Genomic DNA, 19,404 nt, shown 5'->3' on the forward strand with positions numbered 1-19,404 from the left:
TTTACCCTGTTCAATTTGCTGCCTGTGGCGCAAATATCTGTTGTTGTCTTTTTGTTCTAAACCAGAACAGAGCCTTGCCACAATAATAATAATTGCAACTAGGCGTTGCCTTTTTGATAAGGGTAAACTGCACAATCTCAGGGCAATGCACAGGACCCCCCATGCTGACCAATGAACTGCGTTACTTCCTGGCGGTGGCGACATCCGGCTCGCTTAGCACGGCCAGCGAACAACTGTTTGTGGCGGGTTCCGCCATCAGTCGACAGATCCAAAAACTGGAGTCGCGGCTTGGCGTGACGCTGTTCGAACGCCACGCGCGCGGTATGGTGCTCACCGATGCCGGGCAAATTCTTGCTCATCATGTGCGCAAAAGCATGCGTGATATGGAATACGCCCTGGCGGAAATTCAAGGGTTAAAAGCAGTACGTAAAGCGCTGGTGCGTATCGTCTGCACCGACGGTATGGCCTTTGATCTGCTGCCTGGCCTGCTGGCACGCTTTCGTCTGCGCCATCCGGGGGTGAGTTTCGATTTACAGGTGGGTAGCGCAATGCAGGTGGCGGAGTGGATCCGCCGCAGCGAATGCGATGTTGCCTTCCAGTTTAGCCTCGCGCCGGAACGGGAAGTGGAGATCATTGCCGCATGGCCTGCGCCGGTATTGCTGTTACTGGACTCCGCCCATCCGCTGGTGCAACAGCAGAGCGTTGCTATTAGCGATTTACACCACTATCCGCTGGTGCTGCCGGAAACCGGAACCACGCTCCGCCAGCTGTTCGATCTCTCGTGCCGCATGGCGGGCACGTTTCTCGAACCGGCCTTCAGCAGTAATAACTTCTCCGCGCTGTATGACTTTACCCGCCATACGCCGCACGCCATTACCGTGTGCAGTCACTTTAGTGTGTTGTGGCGCGCCGGGCGCGAGGGGATGACGCTGAAAACCATCAATAATACTTCGCTGAGCCAGCGCACGCTGCAAATTCAGGCGCCGGGCAGTAAACATCGCCCGGCGGCGGTGACGGCATTTTTGGAAATGGCGGCCGGGACGCTTAATGAGGAGCACCAGCAGTGGATGGTGCGTATGCGCTAGCTCGCCTGCCGGGTTAAACCGTCGATAATGACCTGTTTCATCCCCTGCGAGCACGGCTCAACGCGCCCGCGCACACCATAGACCTGCGCCAGCGTGGGCGGTGTGATCACCTCATCCGGCTCACCATTGGCGACCAGCGCGCCGTTTTTCAGGATCAGGACATGATCGCCGTGGCGCAGCGCGATATTGATATCATGAACCACCACCACAGTGACGATATTGCGGCGTTGCGTTTCGCGTTTCACCAAATCCATGACGTGGAACTGGTAGTTCAAATCCAGCGCGCTTAACGGCTCATCCAGCAACAGTAACGATGGCTGACGGATCAGCGACTGCGCCAGCCCAACCAGCTGTTTCTGCCCGCCGGAGAGCTGGTCAAGAAAATGCAGTGCCAGATGCTCAATGCCAAGCTGACGCAGCAGCCCCATTACCTCCGCCTGTTTCGCCGCGCTGTGCAGCCCACCGGAAGCGCGTTGCGCCACAATGATCGACTCGAGCACATGCAAATGCACCCCCGCAGGCAAGGACTGGGGCAGATAAACCACCTGCTCTGCCCGCTTCGCAAACGGCTGACTCAGCAGATCGCTGCCATCCAGCAGCAGCTCACCCTGCGCGGTATTCAGCCCGGCCATTGCGCGCAGCAGGGTGGATTTACCGCTGCCGTTTGGCCCCAGCAGAATAGTCACCTTGCCGCGCGGTAACAGCGGAATGGAGAGATCCTTGATAATGTGCCGTTTGTGGTAACCGGCGGCAAAACCGCGCAGCGTCAGGCCGCTTTGCTGATTCATACACTCCCCCGGTGGCGCACAATAATGGTGATAAAGAACGGCACTCCCACCAGTGAGGTGACAATGCCCACCGGGATAATGACGCCGGAGATCAGGTTTTTGGAAACAATAGAGGCCAACGACAGCACCAGTGCGCCCAACAATGCGCTGGCGGGCAGATAAAAGCGGTGATCTTCGCCAAACATCAGGCGCGCAATGTGCGGTGCCACCAGGCCGATAAAACCAATTGGCCCCACAAACGCCACCGACAACGCCGACAAAATGCTGATGCGTAAAAGGGTCGCCAGCCGCAAACGGCGGACATTGATACCAAAGCTAATAGCGCGATCTTCGCCTAAACGCAGCGAGGTCAGCTTCCATGAACTGAGCATGGAAAACGGGACGATGATCGCCAGCGCCAGCAGCAGAATACCCAGTTTCTCCCACGAGGCGCGGGCAATGCTGCACATGGTCCAGAACACCAGTCCCTGCAACGTATCTTCATTGGCGATAAATTGCAGCATCGACACCAGAGCGTTAAAGGTGAACACCAGCGCAATACCAAACAACACTACGCCGGAGGTCGCAACCTGTGTCCAGCGGGTGATGCCATCCAGCAACAACGCCGCCAGTAGCGCAAAGAAAAAGGCATTGGCCGAAATAAACCATTGCGCCGGGATGCCCGGAATACCAATGCCGAGCACAATCGCCAGCGCAGCGCCAAACGCCGCGGCAGAGGAGACACCAAGCGTAAACGGACTGGCCAGCGGGTTATTAAGGATGGTCTGCATCTCTGCGCCTGCCAGCCCCAGCGTCAGGCCAACAATGATCGCCATTAACGCATACGGCAGGCGGATATCCCAGACAATCACTTGTGTGCCGGCATTCACACTGGTGGGATCGACCAGCGTTTGCCACAGCACATCCAGCGGCAGACCGGACGGCCCAAGAGTAAAATCCAGCAGCATCGACGCCATAATCAACACCACCAGCACGACCAGCAGGCTGATGCGTTTGCGGATAATCCCACGGTAACGGTGCATCAGGCTGTCTGCCGGTGCATCAGTTCCCTGCTCATGTGACTCAATTGCAGTACTCATTACGTCTATTCGCCCTGCTGCCAGCTGTACACAAAGTGGTTGTCCGGCAGTTTGGTGAAGTTTTTGATGATGTAATGGTACGTCTCATCCGGGTTCAGAGCCGCAAACGCCTGGGGGTAAATATCTTTCGCCAGGTATTCCATGCCGACAATATTGTAGGGATGGTTGTAGAAATGGTGATAAACGCCATAAACATGTTTCGCCGCGACCGCCGGGATCTGACGGATACCGGTACGTTGCAGCAATACTTGCGCCTGTGCGTTCACCTCTTGCGGTGACACATCCAGCCCCAGCGGCAGCACCTGGCTATTGCCGCGCTTCGAGCCGGTCATAATATAGACATCCGGATTGACGCTAATCAGCTTCTCCAGCGCAACAAAACCGCTGGCGCCTGGCAGCAGATCGGAGCCGATATTCTTTGCGCCGACAGCTTCAACCAGCCCGCCCCAGCCGCTGTGGCCGTGAGTGAAACAGCAGCTATCTGCATTTCCGGCCAGCGCTTCAACAAACACTTTCGGTTGCGGGCGGATAGCGGCCGTTTTCTGCTCAATGTGATGTAATTGCTGACGATACCAGCTGGAGTACGCCGTCGCATTACTCTCGCGGTTCACCACTTTTCCTAGCAAATCGATACTGTCGGCCGTGTCTTTCGCCGGATCGACTTCATAATCGATAAATATCACCGGGATGTTCAGCGCGGTGAGCTTACCCAGCACGCCGCTTTCGATCAGCGCTGGTTTGGCGCGCAGCTGCGCAACCATCAGATCCGGTTGTTTCGCCAGCACACTTTCCAGGTCTACGTTGCCTTTATCGCTAAAGCCCATATCCATCACTGTGGTCGATTCGGGCCAGCGGGTTTTCAGCATCTGCCAGGTGGCAATGTCCTGTTTTTTCGCCAGATTGTTCCAGGCTACCAGCCGTTTAAATGGGTTATCGCGATCCAGTAGCGCCATCGCCATGATGTCGCGGCCGTCCTGCAAAATAATGCGCTGAGGTTCGTGTTCAACGGTGACGTTACGGCCGGCAAAGTCGGTCACGGTAATGGGATATTGCGTCGCATGAGCGAGTAAAGGCACGGCGAAAAAAGCGGAGAGAACGAACCTGACGATGGATTTTGCTGGCATAAACAACCCTGCGCAGAAAGACATGAATGATTTTGATAATTATTATCATGTTAAGCTAAACAAAACATATACAGAAAGCAGAAAACTCTTGTCTGCCCTTCTGCTTAACATCCTGATTCGCTTTATGTTTCTCTGACATAGTTTGTTACGAGTGTTCACCGGCGCGATTGATTATTCTCGTGTTTTGCCTGATTTTTCCGGAAGCCTGTCGATGAAATTTTCCCTGCTGTTACTGCTGCTCAGCGCAATCTCTACGGCCCGCGCCGATGATGCCATAAAACTCATCTGCCCGACGCGCGGCGCACTGACGGTATCGTTTTTTAACTATCACCTGATCACCATGAAATGGGGCGACCATTTCCAGGTGGCCTCCGGCAAAGAGCAAAACCATACCAAAGCTGGCGTGCCGTTCTGGAGTACCACCTTTGGCAATGGCGATGACCTCGCCTTTTTTCCGGATTCGGGCCAGTACTATCTTTTTTATGCCGGGGCAGAAAACCCGGAGCGGTGCAGCGAAGTGGGGAGCTATGTCTACCCCGTTATCACCCCGCCGCGCTATGAAAATAACGGCAGCAGCGTTGCGGGGAGCCAGGCAAAACAAACAGACGACGATGTCGTGCTACTGCACCCGGCGGCCTGAACCTGAGAAAGCACCTGAGATAACCCCGGGCAGTAGCCACGCCCTGCCCCGGGGTACGACGCGGGCATAACTTACTGGAATATTCCCTGCGCCACATCCGCTGGCGTAACCACGCCGCTGTCGAGTACCCAGCCGCTGATCAGCGCTGCGGGGGTGACGTCGAAGGCCGGGTTATAGACCTGTGCCGTTTCTGGTGCCCACTGAACTGCGCCAAAACTGCCTGCAACGCCAGTAACTTCTGCGGCTGCACGCTGCTCAATAGGAATGGCGTCGCCATGAGGGCAATGCCGATCAAGGGTGGTTTGCGGTGCCGCCACATAAAACGGTACGCCGTGGAATTTTGCCAGTACCGCCAGGGAATATGTGCCGATTTTATTCGCCACGTCCCCGTTGGCCGCAATGCGATCCGCCCCGACCCACACCGCATCCACCTGCCCTTTTGCCATCAGGCTGGCAGCCATCGAATCGGTGATCAGCTGGTAAGGTACGCCCAGCTCCCCCAACTCCCAGGCTGTCAGTCGCCCGCCCTGCAACAGCGGCCGGGTTTCATCGACCCAGACATTCGCTACCCGGCCCTGTTGATGCGCGCGCGCAATCACTCCCAGTGCTGTTCCCACGCCCGCCGTTGCCAGACCGCCCGTGTTGCAATGGGTCAGCAAACGGCTGCCGGGCGTCACCAACGCCACACCGGCACGGGCAATGTCATCACAGAGTTTTTTGTCTTCTTCAATAAGCCGCAGCGCCTCGGTAGCCAGCGCGGAGACCCTGTCTTCCTGCGCCAGCGCCAGGCGCATTCTGTCGAGGTTATTCATCAGGTTCACCGCCGTCGGGCGGGCGGCGCGCAGCGTTTCCAGCGCCTGTGCAAGTTGCTCTCGGTTTGCACCCTGCTCGGCGAGCAACGCCAGGAGAAGACTGGCGGAGAGGCCAATCAGCGGTGCGCCGCGTACGCGCAGGGCATGAATGTGGCCGACCAGTTCTTCTACCGTACTGGCCGGCAGCCAGCATTTCTCCTGCGGTAACGCCTGCTGATCGAGAATAAATAATTGATTTTCGGCGACGCGCAGACTGGTGGTCTGTAATGACTGCATATCGTTAAATCCCTGTTGCGTTATTGTATCGTATTGTGTCAGGATGAAATCCGGATGTATAGACGTCTAAATGGCTTTATTCGCAAAATAAGAGGATCGAGGCAATGTCGCAATACCATACCTTTACCGCCCAGGATGCGGTGGCTTACGCCCAACAATTTGGCGGTCTGGCAGATCCGACCGAACTGGTTGATGCGCAGGAGGTGGGCGACGGTAACCTCAACCTGGTGTTTAAAATCTTCGATCGTCAGGGCGTCAGCCGCATTATTGTGAAACAGGCCCTGCCTTATGTGCGCTGCGTTGGGGAGTCCTGGCCGCTCACGCTGGACCGGGCCCGCCTGGAAGCACAAACGCTGGTTGAGCATTATCAACATTGCCCGCAGCATACCGTTCACATTCACCACTTCGACCCCGAGCTGGCGGTAATGGTGATGGAAGATCTCTCCGACCATAAAATCTGGCGCGGAGAATTGATCAACAATACCTATTATCCGCAGGCTGCAACGCAACTCGGTGAATACCTCGCGCAAACGCTGTTTCATACCAGCGATTTTTACCTCCACCCGCACAGCAAAAAAGCCCGGGTCGCGCAGTTTATTAATCCGGAGATGTGTGAGATCACCGAAGATCTGTTCTTTAACGATCCTTATCAGATCCACGAGCGTAACAATTACCCTGGAGCGCTGGAGGCCGATGTCGCTGCACTGCGCGAGGATGCACAACTGAAGCTGGCGGTCGCGTCTCTGAAGCATCGCTTCTTCTCTCAGGCTGAAGCGTTGCTGCACGGCGATATTCACAGTGGCTCGATCTTTGTCGCCGAGGGCAGCCTGAAGGCCATCGATGCGGAGTTCGGTTATTTCGGCCCGATCGGCTTCGACATCGGCACCGCCATTGGCAATCTTCTGCTGAACTACTGCGGCCTGCCAGGGCACCTGGGTATTCGCGATGCGGCCGCAGCACGCGAACAGCGCTTGAGCGACATCCAGACGCTGTGGACCACATTCTCCACGCGCTTTCTGGCGCTGGCCGCAGAGAAGACCCGGGATGCCGCCCTGGCGCAACCGGGTTACGCCGGTGCGTTTTTGCAAAAAGTCTGGGTGGACGCCATTGGCTTCTGCGGCACCGAGCTAATTCGCCGCACGGTGGGGCTGTCTCATGTGGCGGATATCGACACCATCGCTGATGAAGACATGCGCCATGCCTGCCTGCGCCACGCCATTTCACTGGGCAAAGCGCTGATCGTGATTGCCGGACGTATTAACAACGTCAATGAGTTAATTGCACGGGTACGCCAGTATTCGTAGTACGAATTTATTCTGCGCCATAGGGGAACGCCCGATGGCGCGTTAGGTAACCGGCCGACAACACCTATCCCAGGTATTCAATGATCGAAAGCCCGCCGTTGTAATCCGTGCTGTAAATAATGCCCTGTGCATCCACAAACACATCACATGACTGGATCACCTGCGGGCGCCCTGGTCGGGTATCCATCATTTTTGCCGGTGCAGCCGGTACCAGAGCCCCGGTTTCGACCGGGCGGTACGGGTTGGAAATATCGTAAGCGCGCACCCCTGCATTCTGATACGTTGCAAAAATCAGCGTCGAACTGATAAAGCTGCCAGGGCGGTTCTCATGCAGATTATGCGGGCCAAAATGCGCCCCTTTCGCCACGTAATCTCTCTCGTCTGGCTGCGGGAAAGTTGAAATGCTGACCGGGTTTGACGGCTCCCGAATATCAAACAGCCAAATCAGTTTCTCGCCATCTTCCTGATGGTCGAGCACCGCTTCATCCAGCACCACCAGCAGATCGCGATCAGGTAAGGGTAACGCGGTATGTGTGCCGCCCCCAAACGGTGGGCTCCAGTTACGATGGCTTATGAGCTTCGGCTGGGTACGATCTTTCACATCCAGCAGCGTCAGGCCGCCATCGCGCCAGCTACCGTAAGCCGTGTCACCTGCGATAATCGCATGATGCAGCGCATAACGTTTGCCTTCCGGCCATGCGGGCGTTTCTCCTGCTGCCTGATTCATCCCGGGCAGCCACCAGCGCCCGGCAACCTGCGGTTTACGCGGATCGGCCAGATCGATAGTCAGAAAAATATAGTCCGTGAAGCCGTCGATCAGTGCCGAGACATAAGCCCAGCGCCCACCAACATACCAGATGCGGTGAATGCCAATGCCGCTCAGCGACAAAAAGCCGATCTCACGTGGCTTATCGGGCGTGGAGATATCAAATACCCGCAACCCGGCGCTCCAGCCTTTATTCTGCACATCGCTAACCGTGTCACCCACCGAGCGGGTGTAATAGACTTTTTCGTCGGCGAATCGCGCATCGGCGAACAGATCGCGGGCGTTGATCACCAGCAGCAGATCGTCGTGCGCCTGCAAGTGCACATTCCAGGTGCCTGGCGGTGCGGGCACATAGCCTGCGTCTTTAGGGTTTTTCGGGTCGCGCACATCAACAATGGAAAAGCCCTGCGACACCATATGTCCAATGTACGCGAAGCCGCGATGCACCATTAACTGGACGCCATCCGGGCGTCCTCCCTGGTCGCTGTGACCGATCAGCCGCATATTGCGGCTGTATTCCGGGGGCGGAAGTTCAGTTGTCATGAGTCATCCTGTCTTCAGACGCAAAGCGATTCGCAGGCCACTATGTGGCCTGCGGTTTCGCCCTGTGCATTATTTGTTTTTCGCTTCCAGCGTGGCGAACCACGGCGCGATAAAGTCTTCAGTCTGGCCCCAGCCCGGAATGATTTTACCCAGCGAAGCAACGTTTACCGCACCAGGCTGGCTGGACAGCAGCGCCTGCGGGATCGCCGCCGCTTTAAAGTCATACGTCGCTGGCGTCTGCTCACCGGCAATCTTGTTGGCGATCAGGCGAACGTTGGTTGCACCAATCAGTTTCGGATCCACCGCCACGCTCACTTTCCATGGGCTGTTGGCTTCGCGCATCAGTTGCAGATCCTGGTTAGAGACATCGATGCTGTAGAGTTTGATCTCGGTGCGTCCATTCTCTTTCAGCGCCTTATACGCCCCCTGGCTGAACGCATCCCAGGTGCCCCAGATAGCATCGATTTTGCCTTTCGGGTATTTCGCCAGCACAGCGCCGACTTTATTAGCCGTATCGCCCTGCACATCGGAAGAGACGGCACCAATGGATTCCAGCTCTTTAATACCTGGGTTAGCTTTCAGCAATTCTGCATACGCGGCCTGGCGGCGCTCCATTGGCGGGAAGCCAGCCACCCACAGTTTGATAATGTTGGCTTTGCCGTTGAAGTCTTTCACCAGTTCGCCAAAAGAGAGTTTGGTCAGCGAAGCGTCATCCTGCTGGGTGACGGTCACGCCCGGGATTTCACCGTTCACGGCAGTATCGAACACCGACACTTTAATCCCGGCGGCAACGGCTTTTTTAATCAGATCGGTCGAGTACGGATCGCGCCCCTGCGAGAGAATAATGCCGTCATATTTCTGGCTAATCGCCTGGTTAACGAAGTCCTGGAATTTCGCGTCATCGCCGTTGCTGAGGAATGTGCTGATTTTAAAGCCCAGCTTCTTCCCTTCCTGCAACGCGCCAGAGACAAATTGGGTGGTGTTATCATCGGAACCGAGGTTGCGGATAAGCGCAATACGTACCGGCCCGTTATGATTAGCAATAGCGTCCGGCACCGGTGCAGGCGTAGCCGCGTGGCCCGGTAGCGCGCTCAGTAACCCCAGCGCCAACAGCGAGAGTGCAATTTTTTTCATGTCTGTTTCCCCTGAATAATTAACGACGCTGGAAGTAAGTCAACGCAAGAGCACCGGCCAGCACCAGCCCCTTAATAATGTCCATCGCGTAATACGGCACCGACAGCATCACCAGCCCGTTTTGCAGCACGCCGAGGATCACCGCCCCCACCAGCGTACCCAGCGCGTTAGGTTTGCCGGAGCCTGCCAGTGAAAAGCCGATCCACGCTGCTGCCACGGCATCCATCAGGTAACCGCTCCCGGCGTTGACCTGCGACGATCCAATGCGCGACGCCAGTAAAATGCCACCTGCGCCTGCCAGCAGTGACGAGATGACATAAGCGGCCACTTTGTAGCGCGTGGTGCGAATGCCAGACAGCCGCGCCGCTTCCGGGTTGCCGCCAATGGCGTACATCCGCCGGCCGTGCGTGGTCAGCGACAGCCCCAATTGCGCAACAATGGTCACCACCAGCATGATGATCACAATAATGGGTACCTGACCCAGCAGGCTGAACACGGCCGGGATTGTTCCTTCCGCCATCTCCCCGCTCGGTAACACCATATTTTCAGTAATGGAGCCGCCGTAGCTGTAGGTCATCGCCACGCCCTGGATCACAAACAGGCTGCCCAGCGTTGCCAGCATGTCGGGAATGCGCAGCACAACGATCAGGAAGGCATTAAACAGCCCGACCAGCGTACAAAGCAGCAGGGTAACGATGATGGCTTCGGTCGTGCCAAAGCCGTGCCAGACAAACAGCGAAATCACCAGCGCATTAGCCAGCGACGCGGTTGAACCGACAGAGAGATCAAAACCGCCAATGGTCAGCGAAATAGAAACGCCAATCGCAATCACCGTCACGATGGCAATCGAGCGCAGAATATTGATGATGTTGAACGGATCGAGGAAGTTGTCGGACGATAAACCGAAAATCGCAACCAGCGCGACCACGGTCAGCAACATGCCCCATTTATACAAAAAATCAAAAAACTGCTGGCGCGGCGAGGCCGCCGCATTGACTGACAGGGCCTTACTCACGGCGCCGTTCCTCCGGTGGAATAATAAAGTAGTGTCTCTTCGCGGGCATCCAGACCCGGCACTTCTGCCACAATGCGCCCGTCCCACAGCACACAAATCCGATCGCACAAACCCACCAGTTCGGCAAATTCGCCCGAGGCGTAAATCACACCCTTGCCTTCCCGCGCCAGGCCATCAATAAGCTGGAACAGATCGGTTTTTGCTTTGACGTCCACCCCTTTTGTCGGCTCGTCAAAAATCAGCACGTTGGCGTTACCACGTAGCCATTTACCAATCGCCACTTTTTGTTGATTCCCGCCCGAGAGGCGGCGCAGCGCTTGCCCCGGCCCACTGGTGCGTACACCGACGCGGGCAATCACTTCCTGCGCCCAGCGCCAGGCCTGGCGGTGACTAAACAGGCTCCAGCGCGAAAAGCTGTTATCTGCGCTGATGGATAAATTCATGCTGATGGGCTCGTCGATAAAAACGCCCTCTTTGCGCCGCTCTTCCGGTACCAGCGCCAGCCCACGCGTCACTGAATCCGCCGGATCGCGGGGCCGCCACGGCTGGTTGTTCAATTCACCACGGGTTATCCGGCTTTTGCTGGCACCAAACAACGCTTTACAGAGTTCCGTTTTTCCGGCACCGGCTAACCCGGCAATGCCAAGGATTTCGCCTTTACGCAGCCGCAGCGAAATATCTTTCAGCACGCCATCATCGTGCAAACCGTCAATGCTGAGCAGCACCTCATCGCTGTGTGGCGGGCGTGCCGGGGGATAAATATCGCTCAGTTCATGCCCGAGCATCTTTTCAACAATCTGTTCGCCGCTCAGCCCGTCCATCGGACCGGACTCAATCCGTTTGCCGTCGCGCAGTACGGTTAAGGTGTCGCAAATCGCTTTCAGTTCGTGAATGCGATGCGAGATAAATACCACGCCAATGCCTTGTTGCTGCAGGCGTCGGACGACGGTGAATAAGCGCTCACTTTCATGTTGATCGAGCGGTGCGGTAGGCTCATCGAGGATCAAGAAGCGGCAATGATGGGAGAGCGCGCGGGCCAGCAAAATGTGTTGTTTCTCTGCCAGGGTGCAGGTATCAATGATGCGTTTCACATCCATGACCACATCCAGTTGCGCGAGTGCCTGCTGCGCCTGCTGGCGGATGGCGCCCCAACGGTAGCGATGCCCCTCGTCTGCCAGCTTATCGAGCATGATGTTTTCAGCAATACTGAGGCCGGGTATCAGTGCTACATCCACTTCCTGCTGCACCAAATGGATACCGAGCTGTTTGGCATCACGCGGGGAGCGGATCGACACGACCTGGTTATTAATGCTGATTTCGCCTTCGTAGTGATCGTGCGTGCCGCACAACACCGCCATTAACGTCGATTTCCCCGCACCATTGGCGCCGGTTAAGGCATGCACAGAACCGCCACGCAACGTGAAATCGACCTGCGACAACGCCTTAAAGCCGCCAAAGGCCAGGCTTATGGTACGCATTTCGAGATGGTGGTTGCTCATGCTGCGGAAATTCCTGCCATTAATAGGTTGATTTAACGAATTTTTCACAGCCTCGCTTGACTGGCAACGACAGAAAAGGCATAAGATAAAGCGAAATATTATTAGCCATCCGGATGTCCAGACATAACATCGGGTTAGCATTCTGCACAAGGACACCACTCATGAGCAACACAGATATTCGCGTCGTCGCCGGTCCGGCTAACTACTACTCTCACGCGGGCAGCCTTGCGCGATTGCACGACTTCTACACCGCAGAGCAGCTCTCCCGCGCGGTCTGGATCTACGGTGAGCGCGCGTTTGCGGGCGCAAACGCGTTCCTGCCGGAAGGGTTTAACGCACCGGGGGCAAAACACATTCTGTTTAAAGGCCACTGCAGCGAGCGTGATGTGAGCGAACTGGTGCAGCAGGCCGGCGGTGACCGTGCGGTGGTGATCGGTGTTGGCGGCGGCGCATTGCTGGATACCGTCAAAGCCGTCGCACGCCGTCTCGCTTTACCGGTGGTCGCTATTCCGACTATCGCTGCGACCTGTGCCGCGTGGACACCGTTGTCGGTGTGGTACAACGATGCCGGTCAGGCGCTGCAATTTGAGATTTTCGACGACGCCAACTTCCTGGTACTGGTGGAGCCGCGCATTATCCTTAATGCCCCGGCGGAATACCTGCTGGCAGGCATCGGCGATACGCTGGCGAAATGGTACGAAGCGGTGGTACTGGCGCCACAACCGGAAAATCTGCCGTTAACGGTGCGTCTGGGCATTAACGGCGCGCTGGCGATCCGTGATGTGTTGCTTGAGCGCAGTGAAGAGGCGTTGGCCGATCAACAACGTGGGGAAGTGACACAGGCGTTTCGCGATGTGGTGGATGCGATTATTGCCGGCGGTGGGATGGTCGGCGGGCTGGGCGAGCGTTATACCCGCGTCGCTGCCGCACACGCGGTGCACAACGGGCTAACGGTGCTGCCGCAAACGGATAAATTCCTTCACGGCACGAAAGTGGCGTATGGCATTTTGGTGCAGAGCGCGCTGCTCGGCCAGGAGGATGTGCTGGCGCAATTGATTAACGCCTATCAGCGTTTTCATCTGCCGACCTCGCTGGCAGCGCTGGATGTCGACATCACAAACCGCGCCGAACTGGACAAGGTGATTGCCCACACGCTGCGCCCGGTCGAGTCGATCCACTATCTCCCGGTTGAGTTGTCTGCCGACACGTTGCGCGCGGCGTTTGAAAAAGTCGAAACACTCTCGCGGTGATGCCAGGCCCGGTGCTGCGAAGTGCAGCACCGGACGGGATCCTTTCCACCTCAGCGTCCTTGTAGTAACGCTAACTGGATTTCTGCAAAAATTCCCTTCTGGCATCCTCCAGGCTTAATGCATTTGCTCCGCCAGCAAAAGCGGGGTCGGATGATTGAACAGGATCATCCTCCCAGTCACAGACAGGGCAAACCTCATAGCATCCAGGTTCGCTTATTGTTTTGTGGCCACAACATGGGCATGAATTTAAGTCGTCTTCTGTCATTGTTTATTCCAGTATTCCATCGCTTTTTCGGGCCTGAACATGGTTCTGGGCACGCCATTCGCATCTTTAGCGGCAAAAGTATTGCTTGCCGGATTGTAATACAAGGTGTCGCCATTAGGCCGCGTTTTCGTGAGTGTTCCCTCAGGTGGCCTCGTAACAAAATCATGCGTAGCATTCACATATTGGGTTGCGTTTTGGTACTCAGGAAACTCAGATTTGTGTTTATCCCAGTGCTCATACGCATTGGTCACCGGATCGCTTTTTTTAGTGCCAGTCCATATTTGCGTATCTTTATTTTTTCCTGAGGCCTGGGCACTACTCTCCTGCGTATAAGGCAGCCCGTTACCATCATATTTACCTGTCGGATGCTCAACCGTGGTAACGCCATTTTGCGTTTCGCTGTAGTCACCTTTACCGGCTTTCCAGTCACCAGCGCTCAGTTCGGGCTGCGGACTTTCCTCCGGGGGCATGTTTTTACTGCCAGTTTGACTCTCTTTCCCCGACGTGGCTTTGGACGGGCCGCGTTTGCCACCGCCAACCAGGTTCGCCCCCGCAGCGTCGGCCATGGCATCCAGCAAGTCTCGCGCCGACCCGCCGTTACGCACGGCCATCAATGTGACCCTTTGCAGATCCGCCCCGGTACTGCGCAAGTACATTAATTCCTGGAACTCGGCATCCGTGAGGTGGCGTCCTTCATGCCAGGCGTTCATCAGTTCTTCGGAACGTTCCGCATAGTCTGATGTGATGTCCTGCATCTCCTTAATTTTTTCCCGGCACTCTGCCCCCTTGCAGTTCGCCACGCTGGCTTCCTGCTCTTTGGAGATTGCCGCATACTTTTTGGTGACCTCTTTGCGGCAAGTGTCATCTTTGCATTCATTGAGTTGCTTGAATAATTCCGTGGCGTCTTTTCTTTTCAGGGCATTATTTTCGACCGTTGTTTGCCCGACCTTCGCCGCCGCGGCTGCCGTTTCCGTGTTGCCGCCCATCAATCCGCCAGACAGCCCGGACACCAGCGTAGAGAGCGCCGCAACGGTCTGTTTTTCGGTATCCGTCAGCGCGGCAGGATCTTTGCCGTACACCTGCTTCGCCAGCAAAATGCCCGTGGCTTCACCCACTACCGCGCCAGAAGCGCCGACCAGTGCATCCTGACCCTGCACTTTCGCCAGCACAGCATTGACGACCGCATGGGCCATAATCCCCGCTGCGGTATTCTGGTCGGTGATGTTTTTACCGATTTCATTGGCGATATACGGTGCCGCAGCCCCCGCCAACGCCGCATTGATATTGCCGCCCGCCAGCCCGCTGATAGCAGCGGTTGCAGCGGTGATCGCACGCTGCACATCACTGCCGGTACCGGTGTTATCGGCCACCTTTTTGTACTCTGGCGTATTGCGTAATACCGCCAGTTTTTGCAGGCGCTCTTTCTCCGGCAGCCCCTCAAGCGACGTGCCGGTTTTGGCGATCGCCGCTTTCAGACCATCGATATCGCTCTGGGTGCGCACAATATCCGCCACTTGATTGCCAATATCGCTGACCATCTGTACGGCCTGCAGGCGATTCTGCTCCTTCTCTTTGTTAAAGATCGGGCTGATGGCGTCGTTGGCCTGGGTCACATCCCTTTGCAGCCCGCTGACATCCTGCTGCTGGTTCGCCGTATTGCGAACCGTGATTGTGCCGTCTGAAACTGCCGCCTGGGTGGTGCCCTGTGCATGCCCCGAACCGCCCACGCTCGACATCAGCGTACTGGCTGCATTTAATGCAGCCTGCGCCCCCATGCTCGCGGAGGAGCTGAAGCCACCGCCGGAGTGCGAAACCTTGTAGTCCGCTTTGTTGGTGATATTGCTGTAGCCCAGCGTACCGGTATCAAGGCTGTTTTTATCTGCCGTGGCCGTGCTGCCAATAGCCCCGCCATTGAGTTGAGTATGGTTGCCGACCGTAACATCAAAGCCGCCCGCACCGGCAAATATCCCGCTCTGCTCGGCGACACTGTCGAAGGTGCTGTGCATTTTGTCCTGGCTAACGTTGACATAGCCCGAACCCGTCATGCTGCCGAAGGTGAAGCTGCCACCTGCGCTGACGCTGCTTTGCTTCGAGTCGTAGTTATTGCTGTTCTGCAGGCTGGTGACGGTCAGGTTACGCCCAACGTCCGCCGTTACCTGGTTACCGCTGACCTGCGCGCCAGTCAGCGATGTATCCTGCCCACTGTGCAGCAACACCTTACCCCCGCTGTCCAGCGTGGTTTCGGTCCAGTCGGTACCGTCGCCTTTTTCATGACCTTTTGCCGCATTGACATTGGCAAAGACGCTGAGACCTGCGCCTCCCTGGCCGACGCCAAAGCTGACGCCCACACCGCCACCGCTGCTGCTGTTACTGCCGGTGGTTTTCTGCGTACTGGCCGCGCCGGTCAGGAGAATATCCCGCGCCGCGTTCAGGCTGGCATCGCCGCCCGCTTTCATGCTGCTGCCAGCAACCAGAATGTCGCCGCTGTTGGCTTCATGATTTTTACCGGTGGCGTTAATCGACAGATCACCGCCGGCATTCAGCGTCGAACCGCTGACCTGATCCGATACCTGGTGCTGCTCAGATTTCGATTTCTGCGTGGTCAGTGAAACGCTGACCCGGATACCGGAATTGGGCTCGCCAGTGGTGTCCGCCATCTCTTTGCCCTGCATAGCCTGATAGCCGGAAAGCACCGATTTGGTGGCCTGCAATGCAGCCAGACGGGAATCACTTTGTTTGCTTGCCGCCTGGGCGGTTGTGACGGCACTGTTGACTGCATCGACCATCGCACCGGTTAGCGCGACTGTCAGGCCACTGCTCTTCTGCTCAAATTTCTGGTCTGTTGTGCGTTTGTCATGTCCCGGATCGATCACCACGCTGTCACCGGTCAGGGTGAGCGCATCTTTGGCGATAACGTCCGAGCCGCCAACGTGTAACTGATTACCGGCAGTGATGCTTACGTCTCCGCCATTGCTGCCAATGGTACTGGTGCTCTGGCTCTGGGTTGTGCCTTTCTGCTTCAGATCCTGCTTCGTTTTACTGCTGCCGATGGTAAAGCCGATGCCGCCGGAACCCATCAGGCCGCTCTTTTTCTTTTCTTTCAGTTGCCAGTTGGCATCGGTGTTGGTCGCCGCCGTAATATCAACGTTGTGACCCGCATTCAGCGCCACATCACTGTCGCCCACCACAGCAGAGCCTTTCACCTGCAGGTCATTACCTGCTTTGACTGTCACGCTGTCTCCGCTCAGCAGGGTTCCTGCTTCGCGCGTAGCGCTCTGCTCTGAAATGGTGTGCGTCGTGCTTTTACTCAGGAAACCTTTTTTGGTTTTGGTCTCTTCTTTGTAGTGGTAATCGCTTTCGGTAGCCGTCGTCAGGTTAACGTCGCGCCCGGCCAGTACACCGATGTTACCTTTTGTTGTCACCTGCGCCGCTTCGGCGTTCACATCCCGGCCAGCAATGATTAACGTGTCAGTACCGCTGGCAATCTCTGTGCCCTGCTGGCGCACCTGCTCATTAATTACGGTTTTCTTTTTGGCCTGGAAACGATGACTTTCGGTTGCCGCCGCAGCCTGCAAATGCACGTCGTTACCCGCAGCAAGGGTAACCGCCTTCTCTGCATTCGCCTTGCTTGCGCTGAGTGTAATGTCCTTGCCCGCTTTAACATTCAGATCGCCACCCGCGAGGATCGCGCTCCCCTGTTGCGAAGCAGAAACATTCCGCACGGTTTTCCCGTAGTAACCGGCCTGGCTGACATTGTTATTCACTTGATTCGCGGTGATGGAGACATCGCCATAAGCGTTTAACAAGAGATCACTACCGGCTGACAATGCGGCGCCTTTCACTGAAATGTCTTTCCCGGCAAGAATGCCCAGCGAATCCTGCGCGACAATGGACGCCGTATTTCCCAGCAGGGTTTCCTTAACGTTGACGGTACGCCCGCCACGTGTGTTGTTCAGTTCAAACTCTTTCGCCAGTGTGACGTTATTCACACTGCCGTTCTGACTCTCCAGGCCAACCGTTTTGCCGTTGATGGTTGAACTGATGTTATTAATATCGCCGATTGCGCTTAAATTGAGGCTCCCGCCGGCTTTCAGCGCGCCGTCACTGAGGTTGTTAATTGCCCCCTGGCTCTCAAGGCTGAGTGCATTTTTGGCAATCAGCGTACTGCCACTGTTGGTGACACTGCCGCCTTTCAGGCTGACATTATTACCGGCAATGACGCTGCCGTTGTTGACCGTCACGTCTTTTGGCGACAGGTAAACTTTGGGGATCATCACCGTTTCGCCGTTAATCGTGGCAGCTTCCCACCACAGAATGCTGTGATCGAGCGAAGCGATTTGATCGGCGGAAAGCGCCACACCAAACTTCAGCCCCAGCGACTGCTGGGCACTGGCGGCGTTATCCATCAGGTAACGCATCTGGTCGAGATCGGTACCGATGCCGTTAAGGTAGCGGCTGCCGGTCTGGTTCAGCACCACGTTACTGACATAACGGGTGTCGAATGCCGCATCGCCGAGGAAACGGTAGTCGTAGTCCGGGTTCAGTTTGATGCGACTCAGCATGTACGAGGAGCCGAGGAATTTTTTCTCGTCGGTATAGGCGCTGTTGGTTTCGCGCGGAGCGGACGGCGGGGTGATGCCGAGCAGTTTGTTCAGATCGCCAAACAGGTTCGGGTCAAGCTGCCCGAGGCCGTCGAGTTTCGGGTTAATGGTAATGAGATACGGGCTTTTCGGGTTATCCGACACCACAAAATAGCCGTTATTACCGGACGGCAGCGGATAAGCGCTGGTGTCGACAGATTTACCCTGATGCTGGCTCAGGGTGCCATTACTGATGTTTTTCAACGCCGCACTGGTGACGCCCGCACTGGCGAGACTGCCAAGACTGGCACTGCCTTTTTGTTGCGTGCGGATGCCGCCCATCTCCGCCCCGGCAGCGCCGCCACTCTCCAGCGCGCCGCCACCGTTGATGTGTTGCAGGGCGTTGTGCAACTGGTCCTGCCACTGCGGAGAGTTGACTGTCAACACACTGCCGTTATTCAGGCTCTGTTTTTGTACCCCGGAGCCAATGGCCTGATTGCTCAGGCTGTTCAGCGAAGGGGCTGCAATGGCATGGGTTATTCCCCCACCATTTGATGTCGTCGCGGTATTACTGATATTGCTCGAAAAGTTGGCGTTAACCCTACCGCCAGCCTGAATCACCGAGCGAAAGACCTGATCGGTATTATGCGTGTCATACTCCGGTGCACCGTCCAGTGTATACGTCACGACACGGTTTTTATTTTTTACCGAAGTAGGCGTTCCATCGATACTGGATGCTTTGCCTGTTTTCCCGTGGTATCGGTAAGTCCTGTATTCATCCTCTGAATAGCCAAAATAAGACTGGTTATTCAGTGTGGTCCCCGCGAGGTTTACCTCATTGCCAGCCATTAAATTACTGGCCTGGTTATTCAGCGTGGCGGCATTCACGTTAAGATTGTGTCCCGCAGAAATTTGCGAGGCGCCCCCCTTCGCCGTGACGTTAACCACGGTGGAACCGACTAAGTAGCGTTTCACACTGCCTTTGGCCATTGGCACGACATCACCAATCGCACCACCACCGCCCGCGTTATTGATAATCGTAAAAATGTATCCCCATTCGTCCGGGGGAAGATCCCGGACTCTCACCTGGATCGAGCTGGCACCGCCTGCCGCAGGACTCCCTGCCGCCGCCTGATAGCTGCGCGACTCACTGATCCCCTCGCGTTCATTGAGCAATTTCGCGGTGCGGATGGTGATATCACCGTTCGTGGTCTCGATATTGCCGGAGGTGTTGACCACCTCGC

Annotated in this window: 14 protein-coding genes; 4 read left to right on the plus strand and 10 right to left on the minus strand. The window is 56.3% G+C overall.

The annotated features are described in order from the left end of the window. Nucleotides 1–161 precede the first annotated feature (161 nt). Nucleotides 162–1,085 carry a LysR family transcriptional regulator gene (locus RTX30_RS17600; RefSeq protein WP_312691457.1) on the plus strand — a complete coding sequence of 308 codons (924 nt, stop codon included), beginning with the start codon at nucleotides 162–164 and terminating at the stop codon, nucleotides 1,083–1,085. On the opposite strand, the gene RTX30_RS17605 is transcribed toward RTX30_RS17600, so the two are convergent. The 3 genes from RTX30_RS17605 to RTX30_RS17615 are packed head-to-tail and all read right to left on the minus strand — an operon-like array spanning nucleotide 1,082 to nucleotide 4,076. Further along, a complete protein-coding gene (locus RTX30_RS17605; RefSeq protein ID WP_312691458.1) occupies nucleotides 1,082–1,873 on the minus strand; it encodes an ABC transporter ATP-binding protein in 792 nt (263 codons plus the stop codon). The genes RTX30_RS17600 and RTX30_RS17605 overlap by 4 nt on opposite strands. Beyond that, the gene (locus tag RTX30_RS17610; protein WP_312691473.1) at nucleotides 1,870–2,898 is read right to left on the minus strand and encodes an iron ABC transporter permease; all 1,029 of its coding nucleotides are present in this window, start codon (nucleotides 2,896–2,898) and stop codon (nucleotides 1,870–1,872) included. Before RTX30_RS17610 ends, RTX30_RS17605 begins: the two co-directional genes overlap by 4 nt. Nucleotides 2,899–2,957: 59 nt before the next feature. Then, complete coding sequence (locus tag RTX30_RS17615) at nucleotides 2,958–4,076, minus strand: ABC transporter substrate-binding protein (RefSeq protein ID WP_312691459.1); 1,119 nt, start codon at nucleotides 4,074–4,076, stop codon at nucleotides 2,958–2,960. A gap of 211 nt (nucleotides 4,077–4,287) precedes the next feature. Between RTX30_RS17615 and RTX30_RS17620 the strand changes: the two genes are divergently transcribed. Further along, on the plus strand, nucleotides 4,288–4,716 hold the full coding sequence (locus RTX30_RS17620; RefSeq protein WP_312691460.1) for a hypothetical protein: 429 nt from the start codon (nucleotides 4,288–4,290) through the stop codon (nucleotides 4,714–4,716). Between the two features lie 71 nt (nucleotides 4,717–4,787). Here RTX30_RS17620 and mtnA read toward each other — a convergent pair whose 3' ends face one another. Continuing rightward, nucleotides 4,788–5,804, minus strand: a complete 1,017-nt coding sequence (gene mtnA / locus RTX30_RS17625) for an S-methyl-5-thioribose-1-phosphate isomerase (RefSeq protein ID WP_312691461.1) — start codon at nucleotides 5,802–5,804, stop codon at nucleotides 4,788–4,790. A 104-nt stretch (nucleotides 5,805–5,908) separates the two neighbouring features. Here mtnA and mtnK point away from each other — a divergent pair, with 104 nt between their 5' ends. Continuing rightward, nucleotides 5,909–7,108: an S-methyl-5-thioribose kinase gene (mtnK, locus tag RTX30_RS17630; protein WP_312691462.1), complete on the plus strand. Its 1,200-nt coding sequence runs from the start codon at nucleotides 5,909–5,911 to the stop codon at nucleotides 7,106–7,108. A gap of 64 nt (nucleotides 7,109–7,172) precedes the next feature. Here the strand turns inward: mtnK and RTX30_RS17635 are convergent, their stop codons facing one another. From RTX30_RS17635 to RTX30_RS17650, 4 genes are all read right to left on the minus strand, one after another. Then, on the minus strand, nucleotides 7,173–8,417 hold the full coding sequence (locus RTX30_RS17635) for an LVIVD repeat-containing protein (protein ID WP_312691463.1): 1,245 nt from the start codon (nucleotides 8,415–8,417) through the stop codon (nucleotides 7,173–7,175). Nucleotides 8,418–8,486: 69 nt separating this feature from the next. Beyond that, nucleotides 8,487–9,551, minus strand: coding sequence for a sugar ABC transporter substrate-binding protein (locus RTX30_RS17640; protein ID WP_312691464.1), 1,065 nt, complete (start codon nucleotides 9,549–9,551; stop codon nucleotides 8,487–8,489). A gap of 19 nt (nucleotides 9,552–9,570) precedes the next feature. Continuing rightward, a complete protein-coding gene (locus tag RTX30_RS17645; RefSeq protein ID WP_312691465.1) occupies nucleotides 9,571–10,566 on the minus strand; it encodes an ABC transporter permease in 996 nt (331 codons plus the stop codon). Further along, nucleotides 10,563–12,065 (minus strand): sugar ABC transporter ATP-binding protein, encoded by a 1,503-nt coding sequence (locus tag RTX30_RS17650; RefSeq protein WP_312691466.1) that lies wholly within the window; start codon nucleotides 12,063–12,065, stop codon nucleotides 10,563–10,565. The genes RTX30_RS17645 and RTX30_RS17650 overlap by 4 nt, the downstream gene beginning before the upstream one ends. A gap of 161 nt (nucleotides 12,066–12,226) precedes the next feature. On the opposite strand from RTX30_RS17650, the gene RTX30_RS17655 reads away from it, so the two are divergent. After that, nucleotides 12,227–13,315: an oxidoreductase gene (locus RTX30_RS17655; RefSeq protein ID WP_312691467.1), complete on the plus strand. Its 1,089-nt coding sequence runs from the start codon at nucleotides 12,227–12,229 to the stop codon at nucleotides 13,313–13,315. Nucleotides 13,316–13,385: 70 nt separating this feature from the next. On the opposite strand, the gene RTX30_RS17660 is transcribed toward RTX30_RS17655, so the two are convergent. Further along, nucleotides 13,386–13,580, minus strand: coding sequence for a CPCC family cysteine-rich protein (locus RTX30_RS17660; RefSeq protein WP_312691468.1), 195 nt, complete (start codon nucleotides 13,578–13,580; stop codon nucleotides 13,386–13,388). After that, on the minus strand, nucleotides 13,577–19,404 hold a 5,828-nt coding region (locus RTX30_RS17665; RefSeq protein ID WP_312691469.1), incomplete at its 5' end, for a hemagglutinin repeat-containing protein. The genes RTX30_RS17660 and RTX30_RS17665, both read right to left, overlap by 4 nt.

The organism is Kosakonia sp. (assembly GCF_032052965.1).
GTDB lineage: Bacteria > Pseudomonadota > Gammaproteobacteria > Enterobacterales > Enterobacteriaceae > Kosakonia.